The 16,875-nt window shown below is 71.8% G+C and carries 12 protein-coding genes; 6 read left to right on the top strand and 6 right to left on the bottom strand.

All coding sequences use genetic code 11. From position 1 onward, the window contains the following. Positions 1-147: 147 nt before the first annotated feature. Positions 148-1,038, top strand: a complete 891-nt coding sequence (locus tag ABD999_RS00140; protein WP_271278973.1) for a carbohydrate kinase family protein — start codon at positions 148-150, stop codon at positions 1,036-1,038. A 497-nt stretch (positions 1,039-1,535) separates the two neighbouring features. Here ABD999_RS00140 and ABD999_RS00135 read toward each other — a convergent pair whose 3' ends face one another. Beyond that, positions 1,536-3,623, bottom strand: a complete 2,088-nt coding sequence (locus ABD999_RS00135; protein WP_271278974.1) for a RecQ family ATP-dependent DNA helicase — start codon at positions 3,621-3,623, stop codon at positions 1,536-1,538. A 79-nt stretch (positions 3,624-3,702) separates the two neighbouring features. Here ABD999_RS00135 and ABD999_RS00130 point away from each other — a divergent pair, with 79 nt between their 5' ends. Continuing rightward, entirely contained in the window at positions 3,703-6,192 is a 2,490-nt protein-coding gene (locus ABD999_RS00130; protein WP_271278975.1) for a DNA gyrase/topoisomerase IV subunit A, read from the top strand. A gap of 41 nt (positions 6,193-6,233) precedes the next feature. Here the strand turns inward: ABD999_RS00130 and ABD999_RS00125 are convergent, their stop codons facing one another. Both ABD999_RS00125 and ABD999_RS00120 read right to left on the bottom strand, forming a co-directional pair. Further along, complete coding sequence (locus ABD999_RS00125; protein WP_271278976.1) at positions 6,234-7,472, bottom strand: serine hydrolase domain-containing protein; 1,239 nt, start codon at positions 7,470-7,472, stop codon at positions 6,234-6,236. A 63-nt stretch (positions 7,473-7,535) separates the two neighbouring features. Beyond that, positions 7,536-8,777 carry an FAD-dependent oxidoreductase gene (locus ABD999_RS00120; RefSeq protein WP_148030173.1) on the bottom strand — a complete coding sequence of 414 codons (1,242 nt, stop codon included), beginning with the start codon at positions 8,775-8,777 and terminating at the stop codon, positions 7,536-7,538. A 132-nt stretch (positions 8,778-8,909) separates the two neighbouring features. On the opposite strand from ABD999_RS00120, the gene ABD999_RS00115 reads away from it, so the two are divergent. Then, a complete protein-coding gene (locus tag ABD999_RS00115) occupies positions 8,910-11,951 on the top strand; it encodes a glycoside hydrolase family 3 N-terminal domain-containing protein (protein WP_261808387.1) in 3,042 nt (1,013 codons plus the stop codon). On the opposite strand, the gene ABD999_RS00110 is transcribed toward ABD999_RS00115, so the two are convergent. Then, positions 11,948-12,316 carry a VOC family protein gene (locus tag ABD999_RS00110; protein ID WP_148030171.1) on the bottom strand — a complete coding sequence of 123 codons (369 nt, stop codon included), beginning with the start codon at positions 12,314-12,316 and terminating at the stop codon, positions 11,948-11,950. The genes ABD999_RS00115 and ABD999_RS00110 overlap by 4 nt on opposite strands. A 41-nt stretch (positions 12,317-12,357) precedes the next feature. Here ABD999_RS00110 and ABD999_RS00105 point away from each other — a divergent pair, with 41 nt between their 5' ends. Further along, positions 12,358-12,921: a thioredoxin family protein gene (locus tag ABD999_RS00105; RefSeq protein ID WP_148030170.1), complete on the top strand. Its 564-nt coding sequence runs from the start codon at positions 12,358-12,360 to the stop codon at positions 12,919-12,921. A 6-nt stretch (positions 12,922-12,927) separates the two neighbouring features. On the opposite strand, the gene ABD999_RS00100 is transcribed toward ABD999_RS00105, so the two are convergent. After that, positions 12,928-13,278 (bottom strand): hypothetical protein, encoded by a 351-nt coding sequence (locus tag ABD999_RS00100; RefSeq protein ID WP_148030169.1) that lies wholly within the window; start codon positions 13,276-13,278, stop codon positions 12,928-12,930. A gap of 142 nt (positions 13,279-13,420) precedes the next feature. On the opposite strand from ABD999_RS00100, the gene ABD999_RS00095 reads away from it, so the two are divergent. Continuing rightward, on the top strand, positions 13,421-13,912 hold the full coding sequence (locus tag ABD999_RS00095) for a beta-class carbonic anhydrase (protein WP_148030168.1): 492 nt from the start codon (positions 13,421-13,423) through the stop codon (positions 13,910-13,912). A gap of 15 nt (positions 13,913-13,927) precedes the next feature. Here the strand turns inward: ABD999_RS00095 and ABD999_RS00090 are convergent, their stop codons facing one another. Beyond that, positions 13,928-15,994: a DNA gyrase/topoisomerase IV subunit B gene (locus ABD999_RS00090; RefSeq protein WP_148030167.1), complete on the bottom strand. Its 2,067-nt coding sequence runs from the start codon at positions 15,992-15,994 to the stop codon at positions 13,928-13,930. Between the two features lie 247 nt (positions 15,995-16,241). Between ABD999_RS00090 and ABD999_RS00085 the strand changes: the two genes are divergently transcribed. Beyond that, positions 16,242-16,472 carry a DUF7455 domain-containing protein gene (locus ABD999_RS00085; protein ID WP_148030166.1) on the top strand — a complete coding sequence of 77 codons (231 nt, stop codon included), beginning with the start codon at positions 16,242-16,244 and terminating at the stop codon, positions 16,470-16,472. Positions 16,473-16,875 lie beyond the last annotated feature (403 nt).

The raw sequence follows: 16,875 nt of genomic DNA, 5'->3' as shown, positions 1-16,875 counted from the left end.
ACATGCCAAGAATCCCCGGCCCGATTGGGCAACGGATGTGCATCGACTCAGGCCGGGTGTCGGGGGTCCGCCCCACGAGCAGCCCCGAAGCTGTTAGTTTTGCCGTGGCCAGGCTCGATCTGTAGCAGCAAGCAAGGTGGTGGCATCATGACGCGGGTCGTCGTGGTGGGCGATCTCATGACCGACGCGGTGGCGCGCGCCCGTTATGCGCTCGCCAGAGCGAGCGACACACCCGCGGTCGTGACCATGCACGGAGGCGGTTCGGGCGCCAACATCGCCTCGTGGCTGGCGGTCGAGGGCGCGGAGGTGGCCTTCATCGGCCGCCGCGGCGCCGACATCACCGGCCGTAACCGCGACATGGAGCTGATGGGCTACGGCGTCGACGCCCGGCTCGTCATGGACCCGGAGCGTCCCACCGGCACCTGCGTGGTGCTCGTGACGCACAAGGGCGAGCGCACCATGCTCTCCGACCCCGGCGCCAACGCGGCGCTGGCCCCCGAGGACCTGCCGCGCGACCTGTTCGGCGGCGGCCACCTCCACCTGTCCGGCTACACGCTGATCAACGAGGGCTCGCGCGAGGCCGGTCTCGCCGCGCTCGACATGGCGCGCCGCGCGGGGATGTCGATCTCCGTCGACTGCGCCTCGTCGGCCCCGCTCGAACGTACGGGCGCGGAGCCGTTCCTGGAGTGGACGGGCGGCGCCAAGCTGCTGTTCGCCAACACCGACCAGGCCAAGGTGCTGACCGGCCGCGACGATCCCGAGGCTGCGGCCAAGGTGCTGACCGCGTGGTTCCCGCAGGTCGTGATCAAGATGAACGCCGAGGGCGCGTTGTGGTACGGCAACGGCCGCCCCGAGCCGGTGCGGGCGCCGGCCGAGCCGGTCGACCGCATCGTCGACGGCACGGGCGCGGGCGACGCGTTCTGCGCCGGGTTCCTGCCGGCGTGGCTGGCGGGCAAGCCCGCGGCGGAGTCGCTGAGCGCCGGCTGCAGCCTGGCCTCCAAGGCCATCGTGCACCTGGGCGCCCGCCCGCGCCTCTAACGGGTCCCGCCTCAGACGGGCCGCGCCTTCAGCAGGCCACGCCTTCAGCAGGCCACGCCTTCAGCGGGTCGCGCCTTCAGTTGGCCTTGCCCGCGTCCGTGACTGTCCGGCGATCCCCGGTCCGTCGCCGTACGAGACCCCCGGCTTCGGCGAGGGCCGCGTCTACCTGCGCGTTTCACGTCAGGCGAGCAGGCGACAGGCAACTGCCGCGCACCGGACCGCCAACGACGCCCGGGCGGCGCGGGCGCTTCCCACGAGAGGCTGAGGCAGCACGCGCTTCACGCGGGAGGCCTACGACGGCACGGCGCTTCACACGGGAGGCTGAGGCGGCGCTCGCCGGACTGGGCTGATCGGCAAAGCGTAGACCGCCGACCGGCGCGGACGCGTGCATCAGCCCCGCGTACGGGACAAGCCGGGCGCGCGCATCAGCCCCGCGTACGGGACAAGCCGGGCGCGCGCATCAGCCCCGTGTACGGGATAAGCCGGGCGCGCGCTGATCAGGATGTGACGGCCAGGGTCAGTGGGAGGACGGCCGGGGCGCCCGCGTGGCGGACCAGGGCGGCGCCGAGGGTCATGGTCCAGCCGGTGTCGACGCGGTCGTCGACCAGCAGCACCGGGCCGCCGCACGCCGCCACCGCGGCGCCCAGCTCCTTGGGCATGGCGAGCGTCGCCCGTACGGCCTGGACCCGCTTGGCGCTGTTGAACTGCCGGCCGGGCGGCCCCGACCGGTAGCCCAGCTCGCCGAGGTAGGTCAGGCGGCCGACCTGCGCGAGCCGTTCGCCGAAGGCGCGGACCAGCAGCGGCCTGGCCGAGGAGGGCACGCCGACCACGGCCACCGGCCGCTGCTCCCACTCCCAGGCGGACAGCACCTTGATCACGGCCGCGAACATGTCGTCGGGCATCGGCCCGTCGGGGCCCTGGAACAGGTCGCGCAGGCGGTTGCCCCAGCCGATGTCGGTCAGCCGGCCGAGGGCGCGGCCGGGCTCGGCGCGGAGCTCGGGCTTGATCTTGCCGGACAGGTCGGCCAGCCCTGTCGGCCACTGCTTGCGGGGGTCGATCTCCACTCCGGGCCGGGCCAGCCGCTCGCGGGCGCGCTCGACGGCCGGGGCGGCGATGCCGGACGAGCGGTGGTGGCCGGTGCAGTTGTCGCAGCGGCCGCACGGCCCGGCGGCCTCGTCGTCGAGCAGCTCGCGCAGGTAGTGCTCGCGGCAGCGGTCGGTGGTGAGGTAGCCCAGCATGGCCTCCTGCTCGGCCCTGCGCTCGGCGGCGATGCGGGAGTAGCGCTCGGCGTCGTAGGCCCACGGCTCGCCGGTGGCCTCCCAGCCGCCCTTGACCCGGCGCACCGCGCCGTCGACGTCGAGCACCTTGAGCATCATCTCCAGGCGGCTGCGGCTCAGGTCGACGGCGGTCTCCAGGGCGGGGGTGGACATGACGCCCCGCTCCTCCAGCGTCTGGAGCACGGTGCGGACGACCGGCTCGGGCGGGAACGCGAGGGAGGCGAAGTAGGCCCAGATGTCGCGGTCTTCGGTGCCGGGCAGCAGGATCACCTCGGCCCGCTCGACGCCGCGCCCGGCCCGGCCGACCTGCTGGTAGTAGGCGACCGGCGACTGCGGGGCGCCCACGTGGACGACGAACCCGAGGTCGGGCTTGTCGAAGCCCATGCCGAGCGCGCTCGTCGCCACCAGCGCCTTGATCTTGTTGGCGAGCAGCGCCTCCTCTGCCGCCAGCCGCTCGGCCGGCTCGGTCTGGCCGGAGTAGGCGGCCACCTCGTGTCCCTGGTCGCGCAGGTGGCCGGCGATCTCGTGGGCGGCGGCGACGGTGAGGGTGTAGACGATGCCGGAGCCGGGCAACTCGTGCAGGGTCTGGGACAGCCAGGCCAGCCGCTGCTCGGCGCTCGGGAGCCTGACGACGCTCAGGTGGAGGCTCTCGCGCTCCAGCGGCCCGCGCAGGACCAGGGTGTCCTCGCCCATCTGCTCGGCGACGTCACGGGTGACGCGGGCGTTGGCCGTGGCGGTGGTGGCGAGCACCGGGATGCCGGGCGGCAGCTCCTCGAACAGCGTGGCCAGGCGGCGGTAGTCGGGGCGGAAGTCGTGGCCCCAGTCGGAGATGCAGTGGGCCTCGTCGACCACGACCAGGCCGGCGCTCTCGGCCAGCTCGGGCAGGACGTTGTCGCGGAAGTCGGGGTTGTTGAGCCGCTCGGGGCTGACCAGGAGCACGTCGACCTGGCCGGCGGCGACCTCGCCGTAGACCTCCTCCCACGCCTCGGGGTTGGCCGAGTTGATCGTCACGGCGCGGATGCCGGCGCGTTCGGCGGCGGCGATCTGGTTGCGCATGAGGGCGAGCAGCGGCGAGACGATGACGGTGGGCCCCTCGCCCAGCTCGCGCAGCAGGGCGGTGGCCACGAAGTAGACCGCGGACTTGCCCCAGCCGGTGCGCTGCACGACGAGCACCCGGCGCCGGTCGACGACCAGCGCCTCGATGGCGGTCCACTGGTCGTCACGCAACCGGGCGTGCTCGCCCGCCAGCGCCCGCAGCTTCTCCTCGGCCTCTTCGCGCAGCATCGCCGCGTCGGGGGCGTCAATCATGGGTTCCTTGTTACCAGGTCCGGCCGACGATTCCGAGCCGGGGCGATGGAGTCGCACGCACCCTCTTTTCTTCGGCACAATGTTCGACATGGCCCGACGCAGCACCGCACCCCCTCCCGAGGACTTCGAGGAGCGCATCGTCGACATCGACGTGTCGTCCGAGATGCGCACCAGCTTCCTCGAGTACGCCTATTCCGTCATCTACCAGCGGGCGCTGCCCGACGCCCGCGACGGCCTCAAGCCGGTGCAGCGGCGCATCCTCTACTCGATGAGCGAGATGGGCCTGCGGCCCGACCGGGGGCACGTCAAGTCGTCCCGCGTGGTCGGCGACGTCATGGGCAAGCTCCACCCGCACGGCGACAGCGCCATCTACGACGCGCTGGTGCGGCTGGCGCAGCCGTTCTCGATGCGGCTGCCGCTGGTCGACGGCCACGGCAACTTCGGCTCGCCCGACGACCTGCCCGCGGCCATGCGTTACACGGAGGCCAGGCTGGCCCCGGCGGCGATGCTGATGGTGGAGTCGATCGACGAGGACACCGTCGACTTCAAGCCCAACTACGACGGGCAGGAGACGGAGCCGACGGTCATGCCGTCGGCGTTCCCCAACCTGCTGGTCAACGGCACCACCGGCATCGCGGTCGGCATGGCGACCAACATGGCGCCGCACAACCTGACCGAGGTCGTCGCCGCCGCCCGCCACCTGATCAAGAAGCCGGCGGCGACGCTCGACGAGCTGATGAAGTTCGTGCCCGGGCCCGACCTGCCGACCGGCGGCACCATCATCGGCCTGCAGGGCGTCCGCGACGCCTACGAGACCGGGCGCGGCACCTTCCGCATGCGGGCCACCTGCACGGTCGAGCAGATCACCCCGCGCCGCAAGGGCATCGTCGTCACCGAGCTGCCCTACAACGTCGGCCCCGAGCGCGTGGTCACCAAGATCAAAGAGCTGGTGACCAGCAAGAAGCTGCAGGGCATCGCCGATCTCAAGGACCTCACCGACCGGCACAAGGGCCTGCGCCTGGTCATCGAGATCAAGAACGGCTTCATCCCCGAGGCGGTGCTGGAGGAGCTCTACCGGCTGACGCCGATGGAGGAGACCTTCGGCATCAACAACGTCGCGCTGGTCGACGGCGAGCCGCGCACGCTCGGCCTGCGCGAGCTGCTCCAGGTGTACGTGAACCACCGGCTGGAGGTCGTCCGGCGGCGCTCGGAGTTCCGGCGCCGCAAGCGCGAGGACCGGCTCCACCTGGTCGACGGCCTGATCATCGCGCTGCTCAACATCGACGAGGTCATCCAGGTGATCCGCGCGTCCGACGACTCGGCGCAGGCGCGCGAGCGGCTGATGAGCGTGTTCGACCTGACCGAGGTGCAGGCCTCCTACATCCTCGACACGCCGCTGCGCCGCCTGACCCGCTACGACAAGCTGGAGCTCGACCGCGAGAAGGAGACGCTCACCGAGGAGATCGCCGAGCTGACCGCGATCCTCTCGTCGGAGACGCGGCTGCGCCAGGTGGTCTCCGGCGAGCTGGCCGAGGTGTCGAAGAAGTACGGCACGCCGCGCCGCACCGAGCTGCGTGAGGCCTCCGGGCAGACCCGCACCCCGGTGGTGTCGCTGCAGGTGGCCGACGACCCGTGCCTGGCGCTGCTGTCGTCCACGGGCCTGCTGGCGCGCACCGCCGACGCCGAGCCGCTGGCGGCCGAGGGCGGCCGTTCGCCGCACGACGTGCTGGTCTCCGTCGTCCGCACGAGCGTGCGGGGCGAGGTGGGCGTGGTGACGTCGCAGGGCCGGCTCATCCGCGTCCAGGTGGTCGACCTGCCGACGCTGCCTGCCTCGGCCGCCCCGCCGACCCTGTCGGGCGGGCATCCGGTCTCCGAGTTCGTGTCGCTGGAGCCCGGCGAGACCGTGGTGGGGCTGGGTTCGCTCGACCCGTCGGGGCCGGGCCTGGCGCTCGGCACGGCGCAGGGCGTGATCAAGCGGGTGGTGCCCGAATACCCCGCCAACCGCGACGACTTCGAGGTGATCACGCTCAAGGACGGCGACACGGTGGTGGGCGCCGTCGAGCTGGAGTCCGAGGAGCACGACGTGGTGTTCATCACGTCCGAGGCCCAGTTGCTGCGTTTCCCGGCGTCGCTGGTCAGGCCGCAGGGGCGGCCGGCGGGCGGCATGGCGGGCGTCCGCCTCGACGGCGCCGCGCGGGTGATCTGGTTCGGTGTGGTCGACCCGTCCAGGCCCGCCCGGGTGGTGACGGTGGCGGGCTCGTCCACCGCGCTTCCCGGCACGCAGATCGGCGGCGGCAAGGTGTCCGACTACGCCGACTTCCCGGCCAAGGGCCGGGCCACGGGCGGGGTGCGCGCCCAGCGGTTCCTGAAGGGCGAGGACGTGCTGTTGCTGGCCTGGGCGGGCCCGGCGCCGGCCAGGGCGGTATCCCCGGTGGGCAAGCCGGTGCCGCTGCCCGAGGAGCTCGGCCGCCGCGACGGCTCCGGGGTCCGTCTCACCCACACCATCGGCGCCGTCGGCGGCGCCCTGGCCTCCGTCCCCACGCCCGCCTCCGCGACGCCGGAAGGCTGAGCCGGGTCCCATGTCACCCGTCCCGGTCTCCGGGGCGGGTCTCACGGGCGCGTGCCAGGAGGCCCAGGGTCAGGTCCGGCTCCAGGTCCTCGAAGTTCCACGCTCCCCGCCGGTAGGCGTGGTTGCTGACCCAGAAGGCCATCGTGCCGTCGCCTGGGGACAGCGCGTAGTTCGCCGGCGACCATCCGTTGCCTCCGTCGTGCCAGGCGATCCGGCCGTCGCCGGTGCCGCGGATGTTCCAGCCGTACGCGTACGCCTCGTCCGAGTCCGGCACCGGCGCGTACGCGGTGAAGAGCTTCTTCCTGGCTCGCCGCCGGCAGGACGGCGTCGCCGGTCAGCGCGCGGTGCCAGCGGAACAGGTCACGTGCGGTCGACAGCATGCCGCCGTTGCCCCGCAGGTTCCAGTGCGGGCCGTCGTCCGCCCACGGATGCTCGTACGGCCGGCCCCGGTCGCTCCCCCGGGCGTCGTACTCGACGGCGACCCGGTGGCGGTCCCAGCGGGGGAGCACGTAACCGGTCGCCGTCATTCCGGCGGGCCCGAACAGGTGCTCGGCCAGGAAGCCCTCGTAGCTCAGGCCGGAGACCCTCTCCACGATCGCGGCCAGCACGCTGTAGCCGGTGTTGGAGTAGCGGAACTCCGCTCCCGCCGGTTCGGCGGCCGGCGCCCCGACCAGCAGGCCGTCGCGCGACACCGGGTCGTGGTCGTCACCGAGCGCTTCCGGCAGGCCCGTGGTGTGCGTCAGCAGGTGGTGCAAGGTGATGCCGCGCTCGCCGCCGGGGAGCGGCCCGAGATGCGCGCTGATGGGGTCGGTCACCCGGAGCTCCCCCATCGCCTCCAGCTTCAGGATCGCGGCCGCGGTGAACTGCTTGGTGATCGACATGACGTCGTACACGGTGTCGCAGGTGGCGGCAATCCGCGCGGCGCGGTCGGCCAGGCCGAAGCCCTCGCAGTAGGTGATCCGGTCGCCGTGTGCGGTGATGACGGTGCCGCCTGACCCGTCGGGCAGTGTGCGCGCCAGGAAGCCGGCGACGTCCTGCCCTACTCCACCGCCTCCACCATGCTCGGCAGGGACCGGCTGCCGCGCGAGGAGCTCCTCGTGACGTTTGTCAGGGCCTGCGGTCTCGACGGGGACGACGCGCGATCGTGGGTGACCGCCCGTGCGGAGATCGCCGCCGGCACGGCGGCCCCAGCGGCGGTCCGGGGACGCCTGTGCCCGGTCGTCGTGGTGGCAGCCGCGCTGATCATGTCCTTCGCCGGCGGCGCCGCGTTCACGGCGCATGCCGGGGGCGAGACGACAGCGACCGAGGAGACGGTGATCCTCGGTCCGTGAGCCCATGCCTGCTCACGTACCCGTCGAGGTCTTCTCGGGCAGGCGGCGGGCGAAGGCGGGGGCGCGTTCGGGGCGCGGGCCGACGCCGATGAGGTACGCCGGGACGTACGAGAGCGCCGGGAAGCGGCGCATGAGCCACACCAGCGACCTGGGCGGCCCCGACCAGGTGCCCTGGATGACCCGCAGGGTGAACGCCCGGTGCAGCAGCCGCTGGAGGGTCTGCACGGCCACCGTCGGCATGAGGCGGCGGGCGCGGACGCGGGCGAGCGCCGCGGGCGTGGGCCGCCCCTTGCGCAGGGGTCCGGCCAGGAGCGTCGCGGCGGCGACCGCGTCCTGGACCGCCAGGTTGATGCCGACGCCGCCGACCGGCGACATGGCGTGGGCCGCGTCGCCGATGCACAGCAGCCCGTCGGCGTGCCAGCGGGTCAGCCGGTTGAGCCGGACGTCCAGGTGCTTGACGTCGTCCATCGAGGTCAGCTCGTCCACCTCGCCGGCCAGCGCGGGCACCGCCGCGGCGATCTCGCGGCGGAGGGGTCCGAGCCCGCGGGCGCGGAACTCGCGGTCGTGGCCCTTGGGGCCGAGGTAGCCGACCTGGAAGTGGGTCTCGCGGGGCAGGACGATGAGCAGGCGGTCGCCGACGACGCGCGGGACGAGCGCCCCTATGCCGTTCTCCCGGTCGCGCGGCAGCCGGAACCACCACACGTCGAACGGCACCCCGTACTCCTTGACGCGCAGACCGGCCCCGCGGCGGGCGAGGGACCAGCGGCCGTCGCAGGCCAGGGTCAGGTCGGCGCGGATCTCCCCGTCCTGTCCGCCGGCGGTGCGGTAGCGCACACCGGCGATCCGCCCGCCCTCGTGGATGAGACCGGTGACCTCGGTGCGCATCCGCAGGGTGAAGCCGGGCTCCTCGCGGGCGGCCCCGGCCAGCAGGTTCAGCAGGTCCCACTGCGGGACCATGGCGATGTACGGGCGGCGTACCTTGAGCCGCGACAGGTCTCCGATGACCACCGGCCCGTCGGCGGCCGGGAACGCGATCTCGGTGATGTGATATTGGGGCAGCCGGTCGAACCGGTCGCCCAGGCCCAGGTCGTCGAGCAGGGCGAGCGTCGACGGGTGGACGGTGTCGCCCCTGAAGTCCCGCAGGAAGTCGGCGTGCTTCTCCAGCACCGTCACCCGCACGCCCGCCCGGGCGAGCAGCAGCCCGGCGACCATGCCGGCGGGGCCGCCCCCGATGATGACGCAGTGTCCGGTCATCGCTCTCACCAGATTTCATCAATCGTTGAATAAGGCCATCTTGCGCCTCTGGTTCACTCTCGTCAAGAAACGTCTGTTATGAACCACGGCCCGTGTCCGATCTCTTGGCGAGAGCGCTCTCTGGGAGGTTCAGTGATCCGATTAAGAACTCCGCTGTGGGCCGCGGCGGCCGTGCTCGCCTCGCTCCTGGTGGCACCACCCGTGCAGGCGTCCGCCGAGCCGCACACCGTCACCGACTTCGAGTCCGCCACCCTGCCGCCCGGCGTGACCGGCTGGGGCAACGACGCGGCCTCCACCCCCACGCTCACCGTGACCCCCGCCGACGACCGTCCGGGCGCGGCAGCGGGCAACCGGGCGTTGAGCACCGTCTACACGGTCAGCCAGTGGGGCGGCTGGTCACACGACCTGACCGCCGCCCAGGACTGGTCACCGTACGAGGGATTCTCGTTCTGGGTGAAGGGCGCGGGCACCGGCCAGCGCGTCTTCTTCGAGGTCAAGGACGGAGGAGGCGGCGCGGGCAGCGCTGAGCTGTTCGAGTCGTCGTTCACCGACGACACCGCCGGCTGGCGGCAGGTCAGCGTGCCGTTCGCGGACTTCACCCGCCGCGCCGACTACCAGCCTGGCGGCTCGCCCACCGACGGCGAGCTGGACCTGATCGCCATGTGGGGCTACTCGATGCGGCTCCCCGCCGCCTCCTCGGGCACGCTGCTCTGGGACGACGTCCAGGTGTACGGGACGGCGCCGCCCCGGCCGGTCCGGCTCGCCACCGACGAGCCGGTCTACCCGGTCAAGGAGCGCGGCTCGGCCGAGGTGCGGGTGTCCGTCAGCACGGCCACCGGCGGGCCGCTCCCCTCGGACCTGACCGTGCACTACACCACCGGCGCCGGCACCGCCACGCCCGGCGAGGACTACACCCCCGCCGCGGGCACGCTCACCTTCCCAGCGGGCACCCCCTCGGGCACGGCCAGGTCGTTCCTGGTCAGGACCAAGGGCGACCGCGACGCCGAGGTGGCCGAGACGATCCCGATCCTGCTGTCCGGCGAGGGCGTCAGGCCGCCGGCCGAGAACCCGGTCGTCGTCATCGACGCGCACGGCCTGCCGTACCTGGACGAACGCAGGCCCGTCAGACAGCGGGTGGCCGACCTGCTCGGCCGGATGACGCTGGAGGAGAAGGCCGGGCAGATGACGCAGGCCGAGCGCGGCGCGCTCGGCAGCCAGAACGACATCGCCGCATACCTGCTCGGCTCGCTCCTGTCGGGCGGCGGGTCCACGCCGGCCACCAACACGCCCGAGGCGTGGGCGGACATGATCGACGGCTTCCAGCTCCGCGCCCGGCAGACCCGGCTGCAGATCCCGCTCATCTACGGCGTGGACGCGGTGCACGGCCACAACAACGTGGTCGGGGCGACGATCTTCCCGCACAACGTCGGGCTGGGCGCCGCCCGTGACCCCGCCCTCACCGAGCGGACGGGGAAGATCACGGCACGCGAGGTGAAGGCGACCGGCGTCCCGTGGAACTTCTCGCCGTGCCTGTGCGTGTCCCGCGACGACCGGTGGGGTCGCGCGTACGAGTCCTTCGGCGAGGACCCTGCGCTGGTGAAGCGGATGGCGACGATCATCGACGGGATGCAGGAGAACGGCGTCCTGGCCACCGCCAAGCACTACGTCGGCGACGGCGGCACCACGTACGGCTCGTCCACGACCGGGAACTACACCATCGACCAGGGCGTCACCGAGGTGAGCCGGGCCGAGCTGGAGGCGATCCACCTGTCGCCGTTCGCCGAGGCGGTCGAGCGTGAGGTGGCGACGGTCATGCCGTCGTTCTCCAGCGTGGACTCCGGCGACGGGCCGCTGAAGATGCACGCGCACCGGGAGCTGATCACGGACGTGCTGAAGGGCCGGCTCCGGTTCAAGGGGTTCGTGGTCAGCGACTGGCAGGCGATCGACCAGATCCCCGGCGACTACGCGAGCGACGTGCGGACCTCGGTCAACGCCGGGCTGGACATGATCATGGTGCCGTACGCGTACCAGGAGTTCGTCGGCGCGCTGAAGGCCGAGGTGCGGGCCGGGCGGATCCCGATGTCGCGGATCGACGACGCGGTCGCCAGGATCCTCACCCAGAAGTTCGAGGCGGGCCTGTTCGAGCGCCCGTACGCGGACCGGTCACGGCTGGCCGAGGTGGGCTCGCCCGCGCACCGCGAGGTGGCCCGCGAGGCCGCCGCCCGCTCGCAGGTGCTGCTGAAGAACGACGGCGGCCTGCTGCCGCTGGACCGGGACGCCCGCGTGTACGTGGCGGGCTCGAACGCCGACGACATCGGCAACCAGTCCGGCGGCTGGACCATCACCTGGCAGGGCTCGTCCGGGCCGATCACGCCCGGCACCACGATCCTGTCGGCGATCCGGAAGCGCGCCCCGTCCGTCACCTACTCGCGCGACGCCTCGGCGCCGCTCGACGGGCACGACGTGGGCGTGGTGGTCGTCGGCGAGACCCCGTACGCGGAAGGCCAGGGCGACGTGGGCGTCAACGGGCGCACCCTGAACCTGACCGGCGCGGACCGAACCGCGATCGACCGGGTGTGCGGGGCGATGGACTGCGTGGTGCTGGTCGTCTCCGGCCGGCCGCTGCTGCTCGGCGACCTGTCGCGGGTGGAGGCCGTGGTGGCGGCCTGGTTGCCGGGCACCGAGGGCGACGGCGTGGCCGACCCGTTGTTCGGCGCGGTCCCGTACACCGGGCGGCTCCCGTTCACCTGGTTCCGCGGCGAGGAGCAGGTGCCGATCAACGTCGGCGACGCCTCCTACGACCCGCTCTACCCGTACGGGTGGGGGCTGCGCACGGACTCCGGCCGCGACCGGCTCAAGAAGGTACGCGACCGGCTGCTCAAGGGCGACGGACCGGCGAAGGCAGCGGCGGCGGCGCTGACCCCGGCGCTCCGGCCCGGCAACTGGCACCCCGGCGGCACCATCCGGAGCACCGCGGCCGTCCAGACCGCGGCGGCGCTGCTCGAACGGTCGCGCAGCGCCACCTTCCAGCAGGGTGACACGGTCGTCTCGGTGGCCAGGGACGCCGCCCAGGCGGCCGGCAAGCGGTTCGACCTGCAGGCGCAGGCGGACCACGAGCTGGCCTCCGGCGACCTGAGCGAGGCGGTCGAACTGCTGGCGCGGTCGGCCCGCTAGACCGTCAGGCAGAACGGGTGTCCGGCCGGGTCGAGGAAGACCCTGAAAGCGTCGTCCTCGCTCGGCTGGACCTCCGCCTTGGTCGCGCCGATCTCCAGCACTCGCTTCTCCGCGTCGTCGAGATCGTCCACCCGAAGGTCGAGGTGGAGCTGCTGCGGCCGCTCCCCCTCCGGCCACATCGGCGGCCGGTAGTCCTCCACCAGCTGGAACGCCAGCCGGTCCGGCGATCCGCCGTCGCTCACCACCACCCAGCCGTCGTCCTCGTCCGTGATCGGCCAGCCGAGCAGGCGCGAGTAGAACCGGGCCAGAGCCGACGGGTCCGGGCAGTCGAACACCGTCGACCGGAACCGGGCGATGCCTTCCATGGATTCACCTCCGACAGGGACGACCGGCGACAATGGGAGACATGGCTGCGCATTCGTTCATGGTTCCGCTCGGCACACCCGCACCGCACTTCGACCTGACGGCCGTCGACGGCGGCAGTGTGTCCCTCGCCGACCTCGAAGGCTCCCCCGCCACCCTCGTGATCTTCCTGTCGAACCACTGTCCCTACGTCCGCCACATCGAGCACGGGCTCGGGCAGCTGGCCGCCGAATACGGCTCCCGCCTTTCGGTCGTCGCGATCTGCAGCAACGACAGCGTGAACTACCCCGACGACGATCCCACACACCTGGCCGAGCAGGCGGCCAGGGCCGGCTTCACCTTCCCCTACCTGCTCGACGACACGCAGGAGGTGGCCAAGGCCTACCGCGCGGCCTGCACGCCCGACTTCTTCCTGTACGACGCCGCTCTGAAGCTGGCCTACCGGGGCGAGTTCGACGGCGCCAGGCCGGGCAACAAGGTCCCGGTGACGGGCGCCTCGCTCCGGGCCGCCGTCGACGCGCTGCTGGCCGGCAAACCCGTCGAGGACGACCAGACGCCGTCGCTGGGCTGCGGCATCAAGTGGAAGCCGGGCAACGAACCGGCCTGAGGAGCATCAGCAGGGTCTGGTGCCGTGCTCCTGGTCGCGCCGTCCGGCGGCGGCGGTGATCGCCGCCGGGAGCGACAGGAGGAGCTCGTGCGGCTCGGCTCCCTCCCACGTGCGCACGAGCCGGGTGCCGGCCTCGCCGGGGTCGAACGCCTCGCAGCCGAGCGGCCCGTAGCAGCCGGCCTGGTCGAGCATGAGGATCAGCGGGTCGTCGTCGGCCAGCCCGCCGGCGTAGGCGGCGGCGTCGAGCAGGGCCAGCGTGCGCCTGGCGTTGCGTCCGCCGTCGTCGGACTCGACTCGATCCAGACAGCGCCGGGCCTGGGCACGGAGATACGCGGCAAGCGATTCGGACCTGCTCAAGACGACCTTCTTCGATCATGCGCACAATGGGCTACGGAATCATCACGCAAAGTTAGCAGTGATCGCGTGAGCTTGCTCACCTCCGGCGAATTCGTGGCCCCCGGACGCATCGACGAAACGGTCATGGGGGATCATCTTTGGCATGGATGCGTTCGACGACCTCTTTGCCGCCAACGCCGAGTTCGCCCGCACCTTCCGCGGGTCCGACCTGACCGGGCGCGCGGCACGTGGGCTGGCAGTCGTCACCTGCATGGACTCGCGTATCGACCCGCTCGGCCTGCTGGGGCTGGAGCCGGGCGACGCGAAGATCCTCAGGAACGCCGGCGCGCGGGTCACCGACGACGTCCTGCGTACGCTCGTGCTGGCGGTCTACCTGCTGGGGGTGGAGCGGGTGCTGGTCATGCCGCACACCGACTGCGGCATGACCAAGGCCACCGACGCGGACGTGCACCAGCTGACCCGTGACCAGGGCGTGGACACCCGGAGCCTGGAGTTCCACATGGTGCCGGACCAGACCGAGGCTCTCGTGCACGACCTGACCCGCATCACGTCGTCACCGTTCCTGCCGGCGGGCATGCCGGTCGTGGGCGCCGTCTACGACGTGAAGACGGGCCGCCTGATCCCGCTCGGCTGACCCCCGGGCGCGGGGTCAGGCGTCGATGTGGTCGCGGTCGACCTCGGCGGCGCTCTTGACGATGAACTCGCGGCGCGGGGCCACGTCGCTGCCCATCAGCAGGCTGAAGATCTGCTCCGCCTCCTCGGCGGCCTCGATGCGGACGCGGCGCAGGATGCGGTGGCGCGGGTCCATGGTGGTCTCGGCCAGCTGGTCGGCGTCCATCTCGCCGAGGCCCTTGTAGCGCTGGACCGGGTCCTTCCAGCGCTTGCCGCGCCGCTCCAGGTCGCGCAGCACCTTGTGCAGCTCGGCGTCGGAGTAGCAGTAGATGTACTTGTCCTTGCCGCGCCCGGGGTTGGTCAGCTCGATGCGATGGAGCGGGGGAACCGCGGCGAAGACCCTGCCCGCCTCCACCATGGGCCGCATGTAGCGGTGGAAGAGCGTGAGCAGCAGGCAGCGGATGTGGGCGCCGTCGACGTCGGCGTCGGCCATGAGGATGATCTTGCCATAGCGGGCGGCGTCGATGTCGAAGGAGCGGCCGGAGCCGGCGCCGACGACCTGGATGATGGCGGCGCACTCGGCGTTCTTCAGCATGTCGCTGACGGACGCCTTCTGCACGTTGAGGATCTTGCCGCGGATCGGCAGCAGGGCCTGGAACTCGGAGTCGCGGGCCAGCTTGGCGGTGCCGAGGGCCGAGTCGCCCTCGACGATGAACAGCTCGCTGCGGTCGACGTCGTCGCTGCGGCAGTCGACGAGCTTGGCGGGCAGCGCGGAGTTCTCCAGTGCGCTCTTGCGGCGCTGGTTCTCGCGGTGCTCGCGGGCGGCGATGCGGGCCTTGGCGGCGGCGACGATCTTCTCCAGCACCGCGCGCAGCGGCTGCTTGTAGCCGCGCGGCGGGTTGTCGAACAGCTCCTTGAGATCGCGGCTGACGACGTGGGAGACGATGCGGGCGGCGGCGGAGGTGCCGAGGACCTCCTTGGTCTGGCCCTCGAACTGCGGCTCCGGCACGCGGACGGTGACGACCGCGGTGAGCCCTTCGAGGATGTCTTCCTTGGTGACGGGGTCGTCGCCGTTCTTGAGCAGGCGGGTCTCGCGGAGCTGCTCGTTGATCGTGCGGACGAGGCCGCGCTCGAAGCCGTTGACGTGGGTGCCGCCCTTGGGGGTGGCGATCACGTTGACGAAGGAGCGGACCGTGGACTCGTACCCCTTGCCCCAGCGCACGGCCACGTCGACGCTGAGCTCGCGCTGGACCTCGGTGGACGTCATGTGGCCCTGGTCGTCGAGGACGGGCACGGTCTCGCGGAAGTGGCCCACGCCCTGCAGCCGCAGCACGTCGCAGACGGCCTCGTCGCGGGCGAGGAACTCGGTGAACTCGGAGATGCCGCCCTCGAAGCGGAACTCGTCGCGGACCTGCTCCTCGTGGCGGCTGTCGACGACGGCGAGGGTGAGGCCGGGCACCAGGAAGGCGGTCTGGCGGAGCCGGACGTGGATCTCGTCGAGCGACACCTCGGCGTCGGGCAGGAAGATCTGCTTGTCGGCCCAGAAGCGCACGCGCGTGCCGGTGACCTTCTCGGGCAGCTTGCCGCCGTCGCGCAGGCCGGACTTCTTCTTGAACTTGGCGGTCGGCTCCGGCCCGTCGAACACGCCGGGCACGCCGCGCCGGAAGCTCATCTCGTGGACCTTGCCGTCGCGGTCGACCTGGATGTCGAGCCGCGCCGACAGGGCGTTGACCACGGATGCGCCCACGCCGTGGAGGCCGCCCGAGGCGGTGTAGGAGCCGCCGCCGAACTTGCCGCCCGCGTGGAGCTTGGTGTAGACCAGCTCGACGCCCGCCAGGCCGCTCTTGGGCTCGACGTCGACGGGGATGCCGCGACCGTTGTCGCGCACCTCGATGGAGCCGTCGGCGTGGAGCTCGACCTCGATGCGGTCGCAGTGGCCGCCCAGCGCCTCGTCGACGCCGTTGTCGACGATCTCCCAGAGGCAGTGCATGAGCCCGCGGCTGTCGGTGGATCCGATGTACATCCCCGGGCGCTTGCGGACGGCCTCGAGGCCCTCGAGCACCGAGAGGTGCCGAGCCGTGTAACCCGCCTCCACTACCGTCACTCCAGCCCTCCGGGTCTATAGTTCGAACACGTGTGCGTAGCTTACCGTTCTTCCCTTACGCACGCGTACAAGCTTGCCATGGCGCCATGTTTGCCGTTACCAGCAGGGTGATCCCCATTACTTTCGGACACATTCCGCTCTGGGCGTAGAGACCTGTGGGTTGGGAACGTCCACGTCCGGTTAGATGTTGTTCCAAGTGACTGACGCCAGATCCTCGCTTCGGCGGGGGTGACCCGAAAGGCGATACGTGACTGGAGCTCTTGCCCCCGTTAAGCCGCTGACGGCCCTCGACCGCTGCGACCGTTGCGGTGCCCAGGCGTACATTCGCGCGACCCTGCCGGTAGGTGGGGAGCTGCTGTTCTGCGCCCACCATGGGCGTAAGCACATCGCGGCGCTGCGCGAGAAGGGCGCTGACATCCTGGACGAGTCGGCACGTCTCAGCGAAACACCGAAGATAAGCCCCAACGACGAGCGCTGACGTGCTCGCCGTGATGACATAACCACATATATCTCGACAAGACGGCGATCCCGGCTCAACCGGGATCGCCGTCTTGCCTCCACGACCCAGCCCGCCCTCCGCCCAGACAGCAGCACGCCCACAGGGCCCGCCGGCGGCCACACGCGGCGCACACCCCCGGCACCCGCGCACGAACACGAGCGGCTCACGCTCCGGGCTCCCCAAGCCGAGCACGTACGTATGCGCTCCCGCCGCACGAGCACGTACATGTGACACTCCCGCCGCACAAGGCCGGGCATATGACGCTCCCGCCGCACGAGGGCCGGGCGCGCACGCATTCGCCCCATGCGGCCCACATCCCACCTCTGGGTGCGGACACGTGCGGCACGCCGGATGCCCGAAACACCCGCACGAGTCACGCACC

The organism is Nonomuraea ferruginea, from assembly GCF_039540635.1.
Classification (GTDB): domain Bacteria; phylum Actinomycetota; class Actinomycetes; order Streptosporangiales; family Streptosporangiaceae; genus Nonomuraea; species Nonomuraea ferruginea.
Note: the sequence above shows the minus strand (reverse complement) of the source record. Positions and strands in the feature narration are given on the sequence as shown.

Excerpts from the sequence above, each read along its gene's own strand:
- ABD999_RS00095 (WP_148030168.1), top strand. The coding sequence starts at position 13,421 with ATGGATGCGTTCGACGACCTCTTTGCCGCCAACGCCGAGTTCGCCCGC.
- ABD999_RS00130 (WP_271278975.1), top strand. The coding sequence starts at position 3,703 with ATGTTCGACATGGCCCGACGCAGCACCGCACCCCCTCCCGAGGACTTC.
- ABD999_RS00110 (WP_148030171.1), bottom strand. The coding sequence starts at position 12,316 with ATGGAAGGCATCGCCCGGTTCCGGTCGACGGTGTTCGACTGCCCGGAC.
- ABD999_RS00120 (WP_148030173.1), bottom strand. The coding sequence starts at position 8,777 with ATGACCGGACACTGCGTCATCATCGGGGGCGGCCCCGCCGGCATGGTC.
- ABD999_RS00105 (WP_148030170.1), top strand. The coding sequence starts at position 12,358 with ATGGCTGCGCATTCGTTCATGGTTCCGCTCGGCACACCCGCACCGCAC.
- ABD999_RS00125 (WP_271278976.1), bottom strand. The coding sequence starts at position 7,472 with ATGCGCCGTGAACGCGGCGCCGCCGGCGAAGGACATGATCAGCGCGGC.
- ABD999_RS00140 (WP_271278973.1), top strand. The coding sequence starts at position 148 with ATGACGCGGGTCGTCGTGGTGGGCGATCTCATGACCGACGCGGTGGCG.
- ABD999_RS00135 (WP_271278974.1), bottom strand. The coding sequence starts at position 3,623 with ATGATTGACGCCCCCGACGCGGCGATGCTGCGCGAAGAGGCCGAGGAG.